The 18,563-nt window shown below is 58.9% G+C and carries 12 protein-coding genes; 2 read left to right on the top strand and 10 right to left on the bottom strand.

The features are described from left to right. Window positions 1-28 precede the first annotated feature (28 nt). The 6 genes from BSU04_RS01475 to BSU04_RS01450 all read right to left on the bottom strand — a co-directional run bounded on the left by BSU04_RS01475 (window position 29) and on the right by BSU04_RS01450 (window position 10,949). The gene (locus tag BSU04_RS01475) at window positions 29-1,030 is read right to left on the bottom strand and encodes a DUF4123 domain-containing protein (protein ID WP_089158935.1); all 1,002 of its coding nucleotides are present in this window, start codon (window positions 1,028-1,030) and stop codon (window positions 29-31) included. A gap of 7 nt (window positions 1,031-1,037) precedes the next feature. After that, entirely contained in the window at window positions 1,038-3,584 is a 2,547-nt protein-coding gene (locus tag BSU04_RS01470; RefSeq protein WP_089158934.1) for a type VI secretion system Vgr family protein, read from the bottom strand. A 647-nt stretch (window positions 3,585-4,231) separates the two neighbouring features. Then, the gene (locus BSU04_RS01465) at window positions 4,232-5,116 is read right to left on the bottom strand and encodes an OmpA family protein (protein WP_089158933.1); all 885 of its coding nucleotides are present in this window, start codon (window positions 5,114-5,116) and stop codon (window positions 4,232-4,234) included. Window positions 5,117-5,120: 4 nt separating this feature from the next. Further along, window positions 5,121-6,110: a type VI secretion system-associated protein TagF gene (tagF, locus tag BSU04_RS01460; RefSeq protein ID WP_089158932.1), complete on the bottom strand. Its 990-nt coding sequence runs from the start codon at window positions 6,108-6,110 to the stop codon at window positions 5,121-5,123. Further along, a complete protein-coding gene (tssM, locus tag BSU04_RS01455; protein ID WP_089158931.1) occupies window positions 6,107-10,000 on the bottom strand; it encodes a type VI secretion system membrane subunit TssM in 3,894 nt (1,297 codons plus the stop codon). Before tssM ends, tagF begins: the two co-directional genes overlap by 4 nt. 91 nt (window positions 10,001-10,091) lie before the next feature. Further along, window positions 10,092-10,949 carry a M15 family metallopeptidase gene (locus BSU04_RS01450; protein ID WP_089158930.1) on the bottom strand — a complete coding sequence of 286 codons (858 nt, stop codon included), beginning with the start codon at window positions 10,947-10,949 and terminating at the stop codon, window positions 10,092-10,094. A gap of 491 nt (window positions 10,950-11,440) precedes the next feature. Here BSU04_RS01450 and BSU04_RS01445 point away from each other — a divergent pair, with 491 nt between their 5' ends. Then, complete coding sequence (locus BSU04_RS01445) at window positions 11,441-12,106, top strand: hypothetical protein (RefSeq protein WP_089158929.1); 666 nt, start codon at window positions 11,441-11,443, stop codon at window positions 12,104-12,106. A 1,808-nt stretch (window positions 12,107-13,914) separates the two neighbouring features. Here the strand turns inward: BSU04_RS01445 and BSU04_RS01430 are convergent. The 3 genes from BSU04_RS01430 to BSU04_RS01420 all read right to left on the bottom strand — a co-directional run bounded on the left by BSU04_RS01430 (window position 13,915) and on the right by BSU04_RS01420 (window position 17,637). Beyond that, a complete protein-coding gene (locus BSU04_RS01430) occupies window positions 13,915-15,195 on the bottom strand; it encodes an IS701 family transposase (RefSeq protein WP_089158926.1) in 1,281 nt (426 codons plus the stop codon). A 339-nt stretch (window positions 15,196-15,534) separates the two neighbouring features. Continuing rightward, window positions 15,535-16,764 carry a hypothetical protein gene (locus BSU04_RS01425; protein WP_089158925.1) on the bottom strand — a complete coding sequence of 410 codons (1,230 nt, stop codon included), beginning with the start codon at window positions 16,762-16,764 and terminating at the stop codon, window positions 15,535-15,537. Further along, a complete protein-coding gene (locus BSU04_RS01420; protein ID WP_089158924.1) occupies window positions 16,765-17,637 on the bottom strand; it encodes a hypothetical protein in 873 nt (290 codons plus the stop codon). A gap of 268 nt (window positions 17,638-17,905) precedes the next feature. Here BSU04_RS01420 and BSU04_RS01415 point away from each other — a divergent pair, with 268 nt between their 5' ends. Beyond that, the gene (locus tag BSU04_RS01415) at window positions 17,906-18,181 is read left to right on the top strand and encodes an HU family DNA-binding protein (protein WP_089158923.1); all 276 of its coding nucleotides are present in this window, start codon (window positions 17,906-17,908) and stop codon (window positions 18,179-18,181) included. 36 nt (window positions 18,182-18,217) lie between these two features. On the opposite strand, the gene BSU04_RS01410 is transcribed toward BSU04_RS01415, so the two are convergent. Then, window positions 18,218-18,563: integrase core domain-containing protein (locus tag BSU04_RS01410; RefSeq protein WP_256981997.1), on the bottom strand; the 346-nt coding region annotated here is incomplete at its 5' end.

The raw sequence follows: 18,563 nt of genomic DNA, 5'->3' as shown, positions 1-18,563 counted from the left end.
TATTGGGCTCAACGGATGGAATTGACCGTCAGACTGTCCGACGAGTCGGCTTCTGTTCGAACCACGCGCCACGCCGGATCTCTTCAATTTCACTAGGGGACAACTCGCTCACCGCCGCCGCATAAAGAAGACCGGGCAGCAACTGCAACGCTTCGCGCACTCTAGGATGGGCGTCGAAACGCGGGTGCCATGACAGAGCATGGCCAACGAAGGCGACCCTGTCATCCGGGTCCTGCAATCCATATTGCTCTGCGCGGGCAGCACTCGCGACCGCGGTTTCCAGTTCGTGCCGGTGCGGCTGACGACCGGTTGCGTGCATATGAAGCCCGAGTGCCTTATTGACCACGCCATGGCGGTGAATTGCCTGCCACTGCTCGCGCGTGAGTAGGAGACTGGACTGCAATGCAACCTCGGCCGTATAGACGCACGCTCTGGCGCTTGCATCCAGGGCGTGCCATGCGTTCACTGGACCTAACAGCACCTGCTTCTGGCCCGTCGTCAGGATGGACCATATCAAAGCCAGCGCACGACTGTCGTAGAAGCGTAGCGCGCATCGACGCCCGCTTTCGTCTACCTGCAGCACTTGCCGGGACCAGTAGGCGGCGACCTCGGCCGCCGGCGCTGTACTGGCAAGCCAGCCTCCGATGCGTTGACCCTGACCTCGTGCGACAACATCAGGATGTCGATCCTCGAAAGCAAGACGCACGCTTTCCAACAATAGCTTCGCACCTTCCGGCGTCGAAAGATCAAGTTCGATCAGATAGGGACGATGCTCATCGGGAAAGGCTTCATGCGCTATCTCGACAGGCACGGCGGTCTGCTCGCTGAAAAACACGCCAGCGTCTGGACGATCGGTCAACGGCCGTCGACTCGGGTCCACTGCCAACAGGCAACGTGCTTCTGGGCGTTGGGAGAACCAAGCCCGCAATATGGCCGCGCTTCGATCGGCATCAGGAACCACGGCGGCGTCGCCCCCATCCTCGGCGTTACTCCCCGGATTGCGTCCTTGACCATAGCTGGGTGATGTCATGTTCACCTCAGTCCAGTGCAATGCTGGAAGCACTGTCGGCAGAAGCCGCGGCAGAGCGCCACGCGCATCCCTTTGCAACGCTGGTCAGCGGCGTCGGCAGACGCATCGACGCGGCGCCCGGTTTGTCCCACGACGCACATTTTTCGAGAATTTGCCCCGCCGTGCCGTTCTCAATGAGGTTGGGGCCAATCTTGATGTACGAACCACCGGCGCCGATCCAGACCTCCTTTTCGGCAGATAAAACCAGCCTGCCGTTCACGCTGGTAATGGTGAGATCCTTGAGCGCGGTCAGTGCCATTTCATCGCTCTTAGCCTGAATCTCAACCTTGCCCTTCGCAGCAAACAGCTTCATCCCGGCGTTCTGTACGAACATGCTGATCTTCTCCGTGACGCTCACGATCAGCGATTTGCCTGCCGCGACGTGGGTGCTTTGTCCGCTCACAATGTTCACGTGCTGGTCAGCCGTGATCTGTGCGGATTGCTGGGTCGACAACGCCATCCCTGCGGGACTCGCCATAAGCATGATCGGCGTGCTGAACCCGTTAGCGCTGCCGGTACCACCGCCCGCAGTGCGTCCGCTGGATCCATTGCTGCCAGAGACGCCGTACTGGGTTGCATCGGTGAACTTCTTCAATGCATCCTGACCGGGTTGCAGAGTTTCCGCCTGGTTGGCGACGCTCGCCTCCGACATCCTCTCGACAAGTGTTTCCGCACTCACCAGTTGCCCGCTTGCCTGGCTCACATTCAGGGGCTGATTGACCGACGCCGGATAGGTCGATACCACCAGTCCCTGGCCGGCCCGGATCGCACCATAGGCGTTCGATTTGAGATCAAAACCGCTGCCCAGGTAAGCGCCTCGAGTATTGTCTGTGTGCTGGATCAGGTAGCCCAAGTGCAGGTGCGATTCAGAGCTCGTCGAATAGAGGTGGACACGGCTCTGCCCCGTCGAGTCATCCATCACAATCTGGTTATAACCGCTACCGCCATATTCCTTCGACCGGTGCCCGGACAACAGCCCGTTGGTGTTCCACACGGGTTGCGTCGAGCCGCCGTGCATGCGCGACAGGATGACGGGCCGGTCGCAGTCACCTTCCATGAATCCAACGATGACTTCGTCCCCCTTGCGCAACGGGAAGGTCCCGCCGCGTTGTGAACCGGCATCGGGAAACGCCGAGCGTACCCAGCACGACGCACGCTCATCGCCGTCGTTGCGACGGTTCCACGCAAACAGGACCTTCACCCGGTTCAGCTCGTCCGTATAGATCTCTTCGCTGCCTGGGCCGGCAATCGTCCCGCTCTGCAGTTGCATGACCGGCTTGTGATGCTCGAAGGGACTGCGAAACGGCACCCGGCGCCGTTGCGCCTCGATTTCGACCAGGAAGAATCCTTCGCTGCCGTCCGGGTGCCGCACGGCCTCACCGGCCCGCGTTTGAGTCGAACGTATCTGCTCCACCTCAGCGCTCAAACTCTGCGGGAAATCGGTGCTACCGTCTGCTCCCTGGATGTTGTTCTGGATCGTCCACTTGACCTCGATGATCGCGAACTCACGATCCTGCTGCGAGCCGCTGTCGTGTACCGGATGGCCGGTCAGTTCGAACCAACGCCCGGGTATCGCGCATCGCAAACTGCCGGTCCCGTAAAAGCGCTTGGCCCGCGATTCCCATTCTTCCGTCCGCGTGATCACCCGTTGCTCGCCCTGTTCCCGGGCTGACCACGTATAGGCGCCCGTGTAGTCGTAGACTTCACCTTGGGCCGGCAGGTCGCTCTGGTTTTTGGTCGAGCCGCTGATCTCCTTGGGTAGGTCAGGGCGCTTGTAGTCGGACGTGCGCGTCGTCAATTGGGCGCTCTCGACGCTCTGCTGCTCTTTCCACTGGGAAAGGCCGGCGGTCTCATCGTTGGTGCCTGCGTGGCTGAACGGCACGGTTTGCTGGTCCAGCGCCGGAGCAAAGTAAAGGTCATCCATCACGACCAGCGTGTGCGACTTCCCGTCCTTCGCCTGCTCAAAGCGCGGGAACACGCCGGTCTCTTCCATGCTCCGGTGGACGAAGTTGTCGTCGTACTCCCATTGCACACGGTTCGAGTAGGACGGGAGGGGCTCGCGCAGATCGAACCTATATGCGCCCTGCGCCTGCGGATGCTGATCAAACACATCGCTCAGAATCTGCTCGCCACTCTGCTCCTGCCAGTCGCGCATGTCGCGGCGCAACCGCAGAAAGTGCAGCCATGATGAAAAGCGCAGTTGGTAGTAGGTCAGCGGCCCGTCCGAGCCGAGCCGGCTGAACCGGTGGACATATCCGTGGAAGGGCAGATACGAGCCGTCCGTTTGTCGGATCCACAGCGTCACCGCGCGCGCGAGCAGCGCCTTGAGCTCAATCTGGCTGCCCCGGCTCGTGACGACATCGACGATAAATTCATAATCACGACCAAGACGGCTGATTCCCCTGACCAGCAGCGGCAGAAGCCAATCGACGCCTAACGGCGTATCGAGTTTGATTAAGCGGTTATATTGCGCATTGCCAATGCGGAGCATGTCGTACAGTGGATTCGACCCCATATAACCTTCTCGTCTTATTCAAGCGGGCGGATTATCTCGTCGGGAGACGATTCTAAATGACATTAAGCCGGAAAGCGATATTTGTATTATCAATGTGAAATTCAATCGGATTGCGTCGCCGGCTGTATGTCACCGGTAGGGTCTTGCGCATGTTTCTTCAACCACAAAAGATCGACCGTATCCGGACGGCATATCAACTACCGAATCGATCGTCGGCAATTCTGAGAAAAAACGTTCGCTATGTAATGGGACTCACGCTCTGATTAATTACGGTCCAGAGGCGCTCTTTCTTGCTTCGGTGTTTCTCTTGCGCAGGAAACTGTTTTCCACTGACATTACATTTTTCGGGCAGTTCAGGACCGTTCCGCAGATCGCTTGTCCTTATATCGGCACGTTGCTCGTGCTGCCGCCCATTACTGCAGGCTGCCGGATGGATCTCCGTCTAAAGCCTCTGATTTCAAAATAGGAGAGTGCGCTCCGGTGCAAACAGGATGGCATAAGGGTTAAGGTCGAGTTTTGACGAGCACCTGCCAAGCGGATGAGTAAGTTGAAAGACATCGACAAGTGGTTCTCTGTCCGCTGAGGTGGAGAGCAAGCGGGCCGCATCTCATTCGCCGTCGCAATTTGCGCCTGAACCCCGACCACCCTTATTGTCCCGCCCGAAACTCAATCCGTCTATTGCGCGCCCGACCGTCATTCGTATCATTCGACGCAATCGGCTGATCCGGTCCAATGCCCGTCGTATTCAGCGTCTGCGGACTGATTCCTTTCGCGACCAGATATCCCTTCACCGCGTCCGCGCGCGCCTGGCTCAACGCAACGTTCGAACTACGGTTGCCCGCATTGTCGGTATGTCCGATCACTTCGACTGTGCGCGTTGTCATCTTCACAAGCACAGCCGCCATCTGATCGAGAATAGCGCGTCCTTGCGGCGTCAAAGTCGCACTGCCAGTTTCGAATTCAATCGTACGATTAGCCAGCGTCCGGTCGAGTAACCCTTGTTCCGATGCCGTGACACGGAGGCCATTCTTGATCGTGTACGTAGGGTTCAATGCGTTGGCCATGTCGCTCGCAATCTGCTGGCGCTGCGCCTCATTACTCACTTCGCCTTTCACATCGATCGCCGTGCCGTCGATCCTCAACTGCCCCTTGCTGATCTGCTTCAACTGCGGGTTGATCAGCTTCTGCACATTGGCGCCCCAGTTCGGCGGTGTCGCAACATCGCCGATCTCGATCTGATCAACTACGTTGCTCGCCCCATACGTATCGCGCAAACGCGCAAGCACGGCTGCCTTGGTCGCTTCGTCCGGCACGGTGCCACCGGCCACGACCTGTCCCGGCACCGTGTTGGCCGTCGCAGGCGCCGACACGATTGCGCCGGTCGCATTGGGATTCTGAAGAGCTGGCGAAGCTGGTGCCGCGACCGCTGGCAACGCCGTGGTCTTCACCGGATCGCCCGCGACCGGATTGACGGTCTGCGCATGCGCACTGACCGCACCGACCAGGAAGCACAGGGCTACGATCGAACGCATGCGCTCAAGCTCCAATGAAAACTTCGCGGAACGTGTCGATCGCGACACGCAGCGAGAGTTCCGGTTGATCGAGATAACTGACGAGCTTGCTGATGCCATGATCGTTCTGTGCATGAGCGTCGATCCACTCGGGATCGTCGATATCGATGTTATGGGACGCATATACCTGTGGATCGACAATACTGTGCAGCGTTTTCGCCGAAGCGCCGTTGAAGCCGACCACCAGCCGCTCACGCGAAGCAATCGTGCCAATGAAGATCGCCAGTTCGAAGTCAGCCTGCGAGACAAACGGCGCGATCAGTTCAAGCCAGAGCGCTGCAACCAGGCTCCGGTAGAACGGATCATTCGGCAACGGCAGCGTCAGGCCGCGTTCGAGATGCGACGAGCCGCTTGCCATCACCGGCTTGAGCAGCGACCCGAGCGCAAGCATCGCGCCGCGCAGACGTACCGGATGACCGTTCGCGAGCAGCATCTGCTCAAGACCTGCCAGCGTCTGATGCTCGACAAAATCCGCGAAGGTGCCGTCGTGCGGGTTGCGCTGCGAATCGATATCGACGGCAATCTGTGTTTCTGCCAGCGCCTGCAACGCACCGGGCGGCTCGATGTCGCCGAGCAGCGGCTGCATCTGCGTCGCGATACGCGACCACAGTCGCGCGAAGGCGAGGGGGCTACGCGGCAGGAAGCTCAACGGACGGTCGACTTCAAGCGCGGCCGCCGCGAGAAACGGAAAGCGGCGCTGCGACTGGTCGTGGCTCGTGACCATATGGCCCGCTATGGCGAGCTTGCTCTGCGAGCCGAGAAAGGCGAAGTGAACCGGCTTGGCTTCGTCATAGACGATCTTCCAGCGCGGATCTTCCGCGAGCAGTTCCATGCCTTGCGCCACATATCGATCGAGCGTGTTCAGCAACTGCGGATTGTTCGCGCTCTTCACGAAGTCGCCGCGCGATGGAATCTTCCCGAAGTACGCGACCTGCGCCTGTACGGTCTGCGTCATTGCGTGTCTCCATTAGCCGATGTTGCGGCAGCAGTTTGCTTGGATCCGGCCGGCGCCACCGGCACCGCCGTTCTGCCGGCTGCGGCTGCAACGTCCGCTACCGATGAAGGTAATTGCAAACCGCGCAGGCTCTGACGCTGTGGCTGATCTCCGCTGTTTCCACTACTGCCGCCACCACCGGCGCCGGCCGCCTGCGCCGAGCTGATGATCCGCATGCTCACCGAGATCGACACGCTGCCCTGGGTCCAGGTGAGATCGAAGGTGCCGTCAGGACGGCGCTTGCGTTGTGCCGCGTTGATCAGCTTCTCGAGACCGTAGCGGCCCGGCTCGTTGACGAGTTCAACCGTGCGGCCGTCGAACGTGGTTGCGCTCAGATGCGCGCCGGGCGTTCCCTGCGGATTCGGCCACACGAAGTTGGTCCACTGCGGCGGGGTGTTGCGATAGCGCAATTGCTGGCCGTCGATCTCGAAGGTGAATTCGGTCGTACCGGAGCTCGGCTGAGGAAGGATCTGGAACACCGTCTGCGGTTCCGCCGAGCCCGCACCGCCGGCGCCGGCTCCGGTCGATGCTCCGCCCGCAAGCGGTGCGACCCAGCTTGCAAAACCATTGGTGAATCCAGGCGTCAGCGCGAGACCCATGTCACCCCACGTCCGCGCGCTCAGTGCATCGCCGCGACGTACCGCGAGCGGTCCGAGGGTCGTCCCCACGAACTTCGCGATCGAGCCGTCAGGCCCGAACACTTGCGCGATTTCGCCAGCGCCTGCCTCCACCTTGCCGTTGGCCAAGAACGGATACTTGTCGGCGAGTGACGACTGGAACGTTTGATAAACCTGCGCGTTCCACACCTTGTTCACCTCGACGGAAGCCGGCTGGATGATCACCGCATAGGCCTGCATCAGCGGGCGCACGAGCAGCGGACGCAGGCCCCTGCGCTGCGATTCGGTGAGGCCGTTGAGCATCTGCTCATCCACCAGTTTCAGTGAGTCCGAGAGTTCCGAGCCGCTGCCATCGAGTGTTTGCTGCATCAACTGGCGAGCACCCGGTCCCGGATCGCCCTGGTTCTTGAGGACGTTGAAGCGGGTTCGAACCTTCGAGAGCGAGTCCATGTAGTTCTGCAGCATCGAGCCGCTGTCACGCTTCACGACAATGCGTGCGAGCCCCGAGAACTCCTGCCCGACCGGCCCCATCGGCAATTGCACGGGGCGGCCATTGAGGTCGATGTTGGCGTTGATCGCACCGTTGGACGAGCGCGAGAACAAGTTCGAGATCCAGCTCTTCGCACGGTCCATGGCCCCGGCCTTCGCGCGATCGACCTGGACGGATGCAAGCGATGGGTTGTCCCACGAAGTCTGCTCGTACGCGGTTTCAAGTACCTTGCGGATAGGTGAGTCCTGCGGATCGCCGAGCCGGTTCATCGAATCGACCGCTTGCCCGAAGCTGCCGAAACTTTGCACCACGACACCCTGCATGAAGCGGGTCCACTGCGCCGCGTACTCGGTCTTGTACATCGCGACGAGCGCCTTCTGGATCTGCTCCGGGCTTCCTTCGAGCGTCAGGTCGTCGTGCGCCGACACATTGAGCACCCAGTCCTTCGCCTGCAATTCCTTGGTCGCGGCATCGCGGATCGCGGGCTGCACGTAGTCGCTCCACGCTTCACGCGTGAAGGTGCCGGGAATGGCGTAGCTGCCGGCCACCAGGCCGGTTTTGTCCTCGCCCACGATGCGCGCGACGGTCATGGGCGCGAAACGGGTGGAGGCACGTGCCTTGATCTCTTCGTAGACACGTTCGCGAGCGGGCAGGCCGCGCACCACATGACGAAGGTTTTCGCGTGTCTGGTCGACGAGCGCCAGATTCGAATCGATCATCGGCCAGTCGTCGTCATTGACGCGCGACAGATAGAACGTGAGCATGCGCTCGGCGCTGCGGATCATCTCGTCGCGAGGCATGTTGCCGCGATTCTGCTCCAGCCAGCCACGCCAGAAACGGGCGACCTGATCCGTCAAATGAGCAGTCTCCGCATGCCGCTTGTCGCTCAACATCAGGTAGGTCTTGAGCGCGTTGTAGGCGTCTTCCACGTTGGACGGCGAGGCATCGTTATAGAGGCCGCCATTGTTGTTCGCCGCGGCCATTGCGTTGCGTGCATTCGCAGTGGACACCGCCATCGCACCGGATTCGGGCGGACGGGTCATGGGCGACAGTTGCTCAGGATGTGCGTTGACGTCCTTCATGAACGAAGCAAGGTTCGCCGATACCGGCGCGAGCAACAGTTGCTTCACGCCAAAGTAATACTCGGTGAGCAGATGCTGTTCAAGACGATCGCCCTGGTACAGCCCGAGCGAAACCGAGAGCGGCCGTTCACGCCGGAACTGGTCGAGCTGTTCGATGCGGTCTTCGAGAATGTCCATGGCTTCGAGCCGCGACTGCAGGTCGTTGCGGTTCTGCTGCAGCTTGACCACCTTGTCGAGATCGGCTGCGACGTTCGACGCAAGCTGCTGGTTGCCGATCGTCGACCAGGTCCAGCCACCGAGCAACAGCGCCAAGACGGCGACGAAACCGAAGAACGCGGTGTAGCGTGTGCGGGTCTTGATCGGACTCGCAAACTGGCGCACGGTCTCCCGATCCGCAAAGATGACCTTGGAAAACAGGTCGCGCAGGAAAAAACCATTCTTCGAAAACGCGCTTTGAGCTTGGGGCAATCCTTCGCCTTCCAGTCCGAAGCGATGCGCAATGCGTTGTGTCGCCGCGCTGTTGGTCGTGCCTTCCTGTAGCGCGCTGGTGAAATAGAAACCGCGGAAAATAGGCTTGTGCTGGAACGGATTGTTTTCGAACAGCGTTGCGAGGAAGGTGCGCAGGGTCGGCTTGATGGCCGAGAATTCAAGCGGAAAACTCAGTTGCCCCGGCGACAACTTCAGGCCGCGGTTCATCGATATCTGCGCGATGCTGATTTCTTTCAGGCCTTCATGCAGTTCATCGAAGCGGGTGTCGAAGAGGCCCACCACATCGCGCTTTTCGTCCGGCTCGTAGGGCAGGGTAGCGCCCCAGACGCGGTCGTATTCCTGTTTCTCGTTGCCGCTGAAAAATTCGGTGAAACCGGTGATGAGGTCAGCCTTGGTGAACATCACATAGACCGGCGCGAACACTTCCAGCTTCTCGGTCAGCTCCTGCACGCGCTGGCGCAGGTTCTTGGCCAGGTTGATCGCAAACTCGGGACGGTTGTTGGTGAGCTCGGCAATGCTTGCCGTCACGATGATGCCGTTGATCGGCGCCTTCGGCCGATAGCGCTTGAGCAGGCCGAGAAAACCGAGCCATTCGCTGCGGTCCTCTTCGTGAATGGAGTAGCGCCCGGCGGTATCGAGCAGGATGCCTTCAGTCGTGAAAAACCAGTCGCAGTTGCGCGTGCCGCCAATGCCATGGACCACGGCATCGTTTTTATCCGCGAAAGGGAATTGCAGGCCCGAGTTCAACACGGCGCTGCTCTTGCCGGCAGCCGGGTTGCCGATCACGATGTACCACGGCAGTTCATAGAGCGCGGCGCCGCCCGAGGCCTGGCCGATTTTCGACGTCTTGATGGTTTTGACAGCCGCCGACAAACGTGCGCGCAGGGTGTCCAGTTCGGCTTGCATGCCCGGTTCCGCCGATGCATGCCCTCGGCCGGTTTCCGCTTGCTGTTCGAGCATGTCGCCCAGTTTCGCGTTGGCACGCCGCGTCTTGTGACGCTTCCAGGCATACGAGAGCAACCACAGGAACACGGCCGCGCCGAAGATCGCCACGGGCCAGGTCCAGTCGATCTGGAGCAGGTCGGCGACGACGAAGAGGAATGCGGCCAGCGTAATGCCGCCGACAATAGTCAGCGTGCGCGGTCGGGTCAACACGTTCAGGAAACGTCGCATAGTGCAGTCAGGTCTTTGAAGTTTTCATGGCAACCGCGCGAATGGCGGCGACGCAACGGCGAGCGCTGGAACAGTGCGTCCAGTGAAGCGTTCAATGCGCCTGCCCGATCTTGAAGCCAGGCTTGTGGTACTCGACATGGCCGAGATCCATCAATTTCCAGCGGCCGCCCCAGGTCAGTCCGACCGATTCGGCTGTCTCGCCGTACAACTGATAACCCCGCATTGCCCAGGGATCCTTTTCGGAAATTACAATCTTTCCGTTCTGCAAGAAAGCGTTATCTGCGGCGAGACCATATTGGTGATAGCTTTGAAACGCCCCGGCATTGGTTATATTGCTCCCCATTTGTGCCAATCTATTCTGGCGCTCCGGGCTTCGATATCCTTCCAATAGCGCCATTTCGTATCCATGTTGTTCGCGCATGATTTTGTACACGAGCAACAAACGCGTCCGAAAATCGGCATCCAGCAAATTCCAGTCACGGCTTGCGTCTTTCAAGGCTGGCCGGACCTGCTCGACTTCGCGTGTTGCAAACACATCGGGTGGTAAGGGTGGCGGCGGAACGAGTTGCTCGCCGTTAAGAAGCGCCGCGATTTTCTCGTCTGGAACGCGCAGGTCTTCGTCATACTGGAATAATTGCCGTTTGCGCATTACCAGTGCAACTAATGGCGGCGCGACAAGAATACCCGCGGTAGACAAAATCAGCAAGCGCTTGCCAACAACGATACGACGTGCATCGATAATCGAGGAACGGGAAATTTTGACCGAATAAGCGAGTCGGTCTTGTGCAAAGGCTCGCCGGGCGGACAATCTCGCTGACACGCTATTACGCAGGTTGTCAAACCATTGAAAAAAAAGCGTGAATGCTGCCGATCGCAGTCCGGGTAAGAACAAGAGCGCGGCTATTGCGACAGCAATCAGGAAATAGGCGAAAATTGCTACTGCGATCAAGATCTGCCCCGGGAATGTCTGGTCATTGTATTTTGTATTGCTTGCTTTTAGAATCAGGTGTCCATTGAACCACCGGAAGCTGCTTCCGGCGTATTATCTGGGCAAACTTAATCAAGTATCAACGAGACATTTTAATGAGTGTGCCGGATCCGTCGAATTTTAAAGCGCCGCCTAGCCTCCTTTCCGGCACGGAAAAGGCCGAACACGCAAATGGCTCGCGAATTCTCGCCAGTCTTGAAGGCCGAGTGGAAAGCGGGCCAGTACGCCCGCGGCGCTCTAAATCGGTTTATGCGCTGCCGGCTCTTTTGCTAGCAGGCGCGGCGGCGTGGGGTGGCTGGCATTATCTGCGTGATTGGCGGACTGATTCTCAGAGTGGTTCTGCAGCTGATTCCTCAATAAGCGCGGGGGCCGGCGCAAATGGAAATAAATCCGTTACCGCGGCGGGAGCATCAAGCCGGCCGACGAATACGGCGGCGAATACATCTGCAGCGATGAAGCCAGCGAGCGGTGCGGCCACGCAGGCTGTCAGTGCTCAGGCGGCGTCGCAGGCGGCGTCAATTTCGCAGGCTGCATCGATCGTCGCGGGCGACGATGACAACGCGTCGCTTAAGGCGACGGGCAGGATTGCGAACGCGCTTGAGAACGGTGCATCGGAAGAGATTGCCGCGTCCGCTGCGGCGCCGGCCAACAAGGTGGCGAGCACTGGGAACACGACGGACGCGGCCGGCAAGAAGGCTGCGCCGTCCGCTAAGACGACAGTTGCCCGCAGCGACGCGAAGACCACGAGGAGGTCTTTGAGGCAGGATGTGCGCGAAGCGCGCGATAGCAAGACGTCCAGGCACGAGACGCTTGCCGCGCAGAGAAAAAAGCATCCGTCCGCACAGAAGGCGAGCAAAACGGACGATCAGGACGTCGACCTGCTTGCCGCGCTGGTTTCGCGCACCAAACCGTACACGCCGCCCGCTACAAGCAAGCTGGATGGAGACGCGCCTCGGGTGTCCGTGAAGGGCGATGCGAAGCTTGCAGCCCGTTTGAAAGAGTGTGGCAAGGACAACTTCTTCACCGATGAGATTTGTCGCTGGCGTGCCTGTGATGGGCATTGGGGCAAGGACCACGCTTGTCCGGCAGCGTCAGAGACGAACAATAGCCGCAATTAAAAACTGGCGGGTCTGGGCGCTCGGCCACTCTGTGCACAACCTAGAAGAGCCCGTTGGTGCACAGGACAACGTGGCCGGCCATTATCTTTCGGTTTCTCGCCGGCTGCTACAAGCCCCGGAGCCGCCGCCGTGCAAGGCCTCAAAGGTAGTGCTGGGCCGTCAGGCGCGCTGCATGTTTTCGACCATCATCATTGGGCACGCGCGTGGTTGGACCTATGCCTCCCAGGGGCGCCAATTCGCATCGAGGAGGCCTTCAGCGGCCCACCGATAAGCAGTCCGTCGGGACCATGTCGGAACGGGGCCGGTTACACGCTTTTGATGAGCACGGCAGGGCGTTCAATGGTGTCGACATTCCTCGCCCAGCCCGGTCGATCTTGACGACAAGTTTCAAAGCGTCGCCCGCTTTCATTCGAATCGCGGGCGTCTTCGAAAATCCCGAAAAATTTCAATGCAAAGTTCGCATGGTGTGTCAAAGGGCGGAGAAATTTGCATCGCATCATCAGTAATCAGCGACGTCCAGTCCGTGATTCTGTTTGGCAGGCATTTTGTCGCTGTCAAAGCATCGGCGCTCGTCAAGCCGCCGTCAGTTGCTACTGGCACACGTTAGCTTGGCTGTATCAAGTTGACAAATAAGCCGGCGGCTTTGACCTAGGCGAATAAGGTTATTGGCTCAGCACCGATTAACGATTCCAACAATTGGTTAGGGCGACACAAGACACTGTATCGCCAGGATTTGGGCTTACCCCCGTGGATGACATTCCCCGTTGTTGAAGGTCGGTGGATTGAGTGGCGTTAGCCCTGGAATCATAAAGGCTGTGCACGAAAAGCGACGTCCTCTACTCGTTGTGGCATCGTAGCTGACCTGTTGTCCTCCAAGCGCATTTTTTTGCCCATATTTGGTATTCGATATGGTAATTTCGTCCGAAGATGCCAATCCCAATGTCTTGGCGGTAGCGGTCTGAACATCAATCATGTTCATTTGAGTCGTCCCGCAGGCCGACAATACCACCCCGAAGGTAGTAATAACGATTGCATTTCTTATTCTCTTGTACATTTTCACATTTTCCCGGTATTTCCGAGTTTGGTTGGCGTCGCAGGATAGTAATCCAGACTGGAGAAACGGTAAACATGCCTAACCACACTGGCTCGGACATATTAGCCGCGAGCATCGGCAGCAACCGCGGAGTCACCGATGGACTAATCACTGATACTCCCATAGTAAACCCGTTTTTTTAGGACACCAACGTGCACCGGTCCATGCCCTCTCGGTACTTCCGGCCGGCATTAATATGTCGCGGCTTGAGAGGGTGTTGGCGACACTCGTAGAAAACGGCTAACCGGTTGAATGGATCCTAAGTCAGTTCGTCCTTTAGCGCAGTTCATCAATGAGATGCCATTCACCTATGTGGTCAAGCCACGCTCGGCAAGCCCTTCTACATTAGATGCGTAATCTACGAATGCCAAGAGCGCGGACGTGCACTGGAAGACTTTCCGTCAGCTTCCGGGCTTGGTTAGAGCGAGGTGGATGCGCGAACGATATAGCCCCGACCCTGCGCACATTTCCGTCGTTTTCATTGATCGGTAATCCGAAGTACCGCGTTCGGGGAGAGACTCAGATCAGCCAACTTCGTTGCAGCATATTCGAGACGCCATGAAGGTACCAGCAACTGGTTGCAGGTTAATTTGGATATCGAATTTGGCTAGTACTACTGTGTCACAAATGTAACCTGACATCCCAGCAACATGGACAGGGCGGAAGCTTGCTGATGATGGCCCGGGCGATGAGCAATCGCAACGTCGAAATCGAGTCAGGCACGTGTCGCTGGACTCGCTGGGCTGCCTCGAGGGATGTAATTTTCGGGTAGGGAAGACGCTTCTGGTCGAGCGCGGTTTTTTTTTGCGGCGTCCTGACTGAGCCGCTCCGTGACGAGAAAGGCATAAGCCGCAATACACAGCGTGGCATGGTGATGGAAGCCGCGCCAGCCGCGACCCTCGTAATGCGCAAGGCCGAACTCCTGCTTGAGCTCCTGGTAGTCTTGTTCAATACGCCAGCGCATCTTGGTAACGAAGACCAGTTGTTCCAGGGTGGCATCGGACGGCGCCGTGGAGAGAAAGTATTTCACCGGCTCGGCTTCTCCCTCGGGCCACTCGATCAGCAGCCACTCCTCGGGGCGCATCTCGGTGCCCAAGTAATCGCGATGAGCGGAACGAACCCGCACAGCGGCGAAACACGAGGATAGATCCGTGTTGGTACCTTCTCGCCAGGTGAGCGTGCTATAGGCCTCCTGCGGCAATTCCATCGCCAATGCCTTGACCGACATCGGCTCGTGACCTGGCTCACGGCGCAGCTTCGTCGGCCGTATGCCGCGGCCACTCCAGGGCTTGGGCGGCAGGGGCGCGGTGCCCGGCGCCCATACCGTGGTTGCCGGCCGGATCCCCACGGCATACAGCAGGCCCAGTTCAGTGATGCCACTGCGAAAGGCGGTTTCATCGCCATAGCCGGCATCCGCCAGCACCACGCCCATGGGCATGCCCGAGGCGAGCGCCTCATGCATTTGCGCCAGAGCGATTTCCGGCTTGGTAGCGAACGTCACACCGTCCGGCACCCCGGCGTTCTTTCGGCGCACCGGGTCGGTCGCCCAATCCTTGGGCAAATACAATTGATAGCCAACAGGAACGCTGGCCAGCGACAAACTGACCGCCACCTGGCAGTTGTCCTGCTTACCCAGTTGACCGCGGTATTGGCGTGCGACGCCAACTGAATGCGTTCCCTTCTTCGGCACTCCAGTGTCATCCACGATCCAGTAGCAGCCACTGTCCAGACCAAGGTGTGGCACAACCCAGTCCCGGATGCGCGTCATCACGGCGCTGTCGGACCATCCGGCCTTGGCCACGAAGTGATGCAGTGACTGATGCTTTGCTGAGACGTGCAGCGGATCGGTATGTGCTGCCAGGGGCTCAACGCTCTTGCGATGGATCGGCAGCATCAGCCCGCGACAATAGTCCTGCAATCCGGCGTTACGATCCTTATGCTCTAGCGCTGCGCACAAGTACTCGATGTAGCGATCGAACTTCGCCAGATTTTCCATTGCAGCTCAACTGTCAATATGGATTCCTTATTATCTATGAAATGCAGGATGAAATCGTTGTTTTTGTGACACAGTAAGACTAGGCCGGCTGCATTGCCGCGCTGCAGCGCCTAAGCACCTCGTTCGCTCACACAAAGATCAAGAAAATCAGTAGCCGCTAGACGGACTTGGAGAGGCCGTCGGCGCATATCGACGATCGTGTGAAATCGCCACTGCATCGGCGTCGCGTTTTTACACAACCTGGGTCGAAGAGCGTCACTCAGCTCGCTCATCAACGGCCATTCGCACAATCCGCGATAGTCGTTCGCGACGCGCTCGCTTTTGCGGGGCGTGTTCGCGTCAGCGGAGTTGATGGGATAACACTTCGGCGACCACCGATCGATCTGCGCCATGGTTGCCTAGCTGAGCTCGAATGCGCGTGTTGATCTCGGTCGTGGCAATGCCCAGGGTTTCGCCGGCACGGGCGACTGCAGCGTATGCGTCAAGCACGTCAGCGCGAGCAATGTCGTAACCGTAGCCCGCCGACATCCAGTGCAGTGAACTCAGCCCGCAGGACATTGCAAACTCGGGCTCGCTAACACCAAAGTCTTTCGCTGCGCGCGTGAGCGTCCGCGGATCGGTAGGGCCTTGCTTGGCAAGCGACACGGCCAAGTCATAGAGACCGGCGTCCTTGGCCGCCGCGAACCACTTGCCTTCGGAGCCAGGGGCACTAACCACAAGATCATGCAGGATGTCGCCCGGCAGCTTGTGCGGATACTTTCTGACGATGGCACGAAACGTCGCCAGATAGGTGGCGCCCTCGTTGGCCTCGATGGCGTAGCGGGTATAGGCCTCATCGACCATGCCCGATGCCAGAAGGATTGCGTCACAGGCTTTCGCGACCGCGCCAGCCGGGGCATTGGTTTCCTGTGAGGCCTGTGCATAGCGAAGTGCTTCGGCCGGACGACCAAGCGCCACCAGCGCATCAACTCCCCAACGTCGATAGTGCCACCAGTTCAAGCGCGCGCTGTCTACCAGCCGGATCAATTCGTCGTAGCGTTGAGCGCCGTAGATCGCACTTAAACACCCTGTTGTGCCCGTGAAGAATTCGCCATGGCCATCAGGTCCCAGCACGCGCGTGGTGATCCCCAAAAGCCTGTCCGCCCACGCCGAGGCAATCGCCGGCGTCACACATAGCTGGCCCCAAAATTCGCCCAATTGCTCGATGTACGGGATTCGGTCCTCTTGTAGCGCATCGAATAGCCGCTCGAGCCACATTTCACGCACGGACTCCGCAACGTCTGGCGCGGCGATGATCGGGACAAGCAGGTCGATGGCGCGAGTGACTGCGCTTCCCAATGCGCCGGAAGAGCTGTCGACCTGCTCCAGAGCGGGCGAGAGCTTCTCGAGCAGCAAAATGGCGCCGTTGGCTGCGAGTACGGGATCGGTGCGGGCCGCGAGTTTGATTTCGGTTACCGCTTCCTTCAGGCGTTGAATCGGTAGCGCCGAGCGCCAGCCGAACGCCTGACGTCGAAATCGGGACGCGAATGTCCACTTGTGGTGGCTATTTTCAACTGAGAGTGTTTTCAATCAGCGAGTGCTCATGTAGCAAGCGTAAAGCGAGGCGTGTAACCCCTGAAGCTTCTTGCGGCACTCCAGAAGTTCGAAGTGACGACCTTGCCGCTCAAGGCTGAGCAATTCCAGCAGCAGTCGCATGGCGCGCTCTGGGCTGGACCGCGTTGACGGCTGCGTTGCTCCGAGCAGGCGGGCGAGGGCAGGTTTCTCAATCAACGCCCAGGCAGGAAACCAAGCGATATCCGCACCATCACCGGCGCCTTCAAATCCCGCGTGGAACTTCTTGAGCAGCGAATCCAACGACTTATCGCCCAATCGATCCACAAGTCTGGCAAAGCGATCCGGCGCGAGCCACGCAAGCTCCGCTAGCAAGGGCCAAGTCGTCTCCAGGGAGTCGAGTCGGTACAAGGCATCGGCCATCCACATAACTGGAGCCGGAATGCGGCGCCACGACTCAATGGTCAGGACAGCATCACGCGCAGCCGACCAAGCGCCTGCCTGCAGCCATAGGGCAGCGGCATGGGTGTCGATCGAATTGGCTCGGAATGGCAGCAAGCTCGCGCGCTGCGCCAATTCCCGCCACATCGGCACGAGCCATTGTGTGCCCGCACGTTCGCCAAACATGCGCAGGGCGGCCGGCGTGGTTTGTTCAACAAGCGCACAGCGTGCCTCAGCCGCGGCTGAATGGCCGGAGAACGCAGCGGCTGAGCGGCGATCAAGTGCGTCGGCGAGGACGGTCAGTTGGGGAACGCTGTCATCGTCCGGATAGTCGTCACTCAGGCGTTTAAGGCTCTGCTGCGTCTCACGCGCGTCGTAACGTTGCAGCGCGCTCACAACATCGTTGCGCAACATCACATCGCGGCTGTCAGCAAAAATATCGAGTTGCATGCTTGATATCGAACTAGTGTGCGGTTCAAGGATGGAGCCGATTATGCCATCGACACCAACCGCACGGGATAGCCCGACCAGAGCGAAGCGAGTCATGTTCCGATGACGGTGCGCTGCCATGCAACCGCGAACACTCGGACTGACCGGATCGGGCGAGTACGGCATTGGGAACTTGGAAACGGCGTAAATCGTAACGCAGCGGGATCCAGTGCTATGGTTTCCGCTTTTGCAATCGGCGTTCTGTTTGCGCCACATTTTAAGGATTGACATGAACAAGCAAGAACTCATTGATGCAATCGCTGGTCAGACAGGCGAAAGCAAGGCGCTGACGTCGCAAACCATTGACGCGTTTGTCGATACGGTTACTCAAGCTCTCGTCAAGGGCGACAGCATCCAACTGATCGGGTTTGGTTCTTTTGTGGTGGGTGCGAGAGCTGCGCGCAGTGGCCGCAATCCGAAAACCGGCGAACCCCTGCAAATTGCCGCTGCGAAAACCGTAAAGTTTACTGCCGGGAAAGCGTTCAAAGATATCGTCAACACGTAAAGTGGACCCGTCCGTCAAGACAGCTTTTGTTTGGATTTAAGCTGTACTCAGATCCACGCTTGCAGCGGAACAGCGCTGCCCTGTTTTGTCTTTTCCAGAGCCAAACTTGTCGACGATGAGAGCGCCTCCACCATGCCCGCTGGCGTACACGATGTTAGGTGTTTGGTAGTCCAGTGACTGGTGCGGTCGTTCGCTATTGTAAAAATCGAAGTAACGCGTCATGCCGAGCGTAAGCTCGCCCATCGTTTCATATCCATTCAAATACACATCCTCGTGCTTGACGTTGCGCCACAGTCGCTCTACAAAGATGTTGTCGAACGCTCGGCCGCGCCCGTCCATGCTGATTGCGATTTGTTCGCGTAGCAGCACCCCCGTAAAGGCC

It is taken from the genome of Caballeronia sordidicola, assembly GCF_002220365.1.
GTDB classification, from domain to species: domain Bacteria; phylum Pseudomonadota; class Gammaproteobacteria; order Burkholderiales; family Burkholderiaceae; genus Caballeronia; species Caballeronia sordidicola_C.
This window is presented reverse-complemented; position numbering and strand designations above follow the sequence as displayed.

Coding starts and splice junctions, on each gene's coding strand:
- BSU04_RS01475 (WP_089158935.1), bottom strand. CDS start 1,030: ATGACATCACCCAGCTATGGTCAAGGACGCAATCCGGGGAGTAACGCC.
- BSU04_RS01470 (WP_089158934.1), bottom strand. CDS start 3,584: ATGGGGTCGAATCCACTGTACGACATGCTCCGCATTGGCAATGCGCAA.
- BSU04_RS01465 (WP_089158933.1), bottom strand. CDS start 5,116: ATGCGTTCGATCGTAGCCCTGTGCTTCCTGGTCGGTGCGGTCAGTGCG.
- tagF (WP_089158932.1), bottom strand. CDS start 6,110: ATGACGCAGACCGTACAGGCGCAGGTCGCGTACTTCGGGAAGATTCCA.
- tssM (WP_089158931.1), bottom strand. CDS start 10,000: ATGCGACGTTTCCTGAACGTGTTGACCCGACCGCGCACGCTGACTATT.
- BSU04_RS01445 (WP_089158929.1), top strand. CDS start 11,441: ATGAAGCCAGCGAGCGGTGCGGCCACGCAGGCTGTCAGTGCTCAGGCG.
- BSU04_RS01430 (WP_089158926.1), bottom strand. CDS start 15,195: ATGGAAAATCTGGCGAAGTTCGATCGCTACATCGAGTACTTGTGCGCA.
- BSU04_RS01420 (WP_089158924.1), bottom strand. CDS start 17,637: ATGCAACTCGATATTTTTGCTGACAGCCGCGATGTGATGTTGCGCAAC.
- BSU04_RS01415 (WP_089158923.1), top strand. CDS start 17,906: ATGAACAAGCAAGAACTCATTGATGCAATCGCTGGTCAGACAGGCGAA.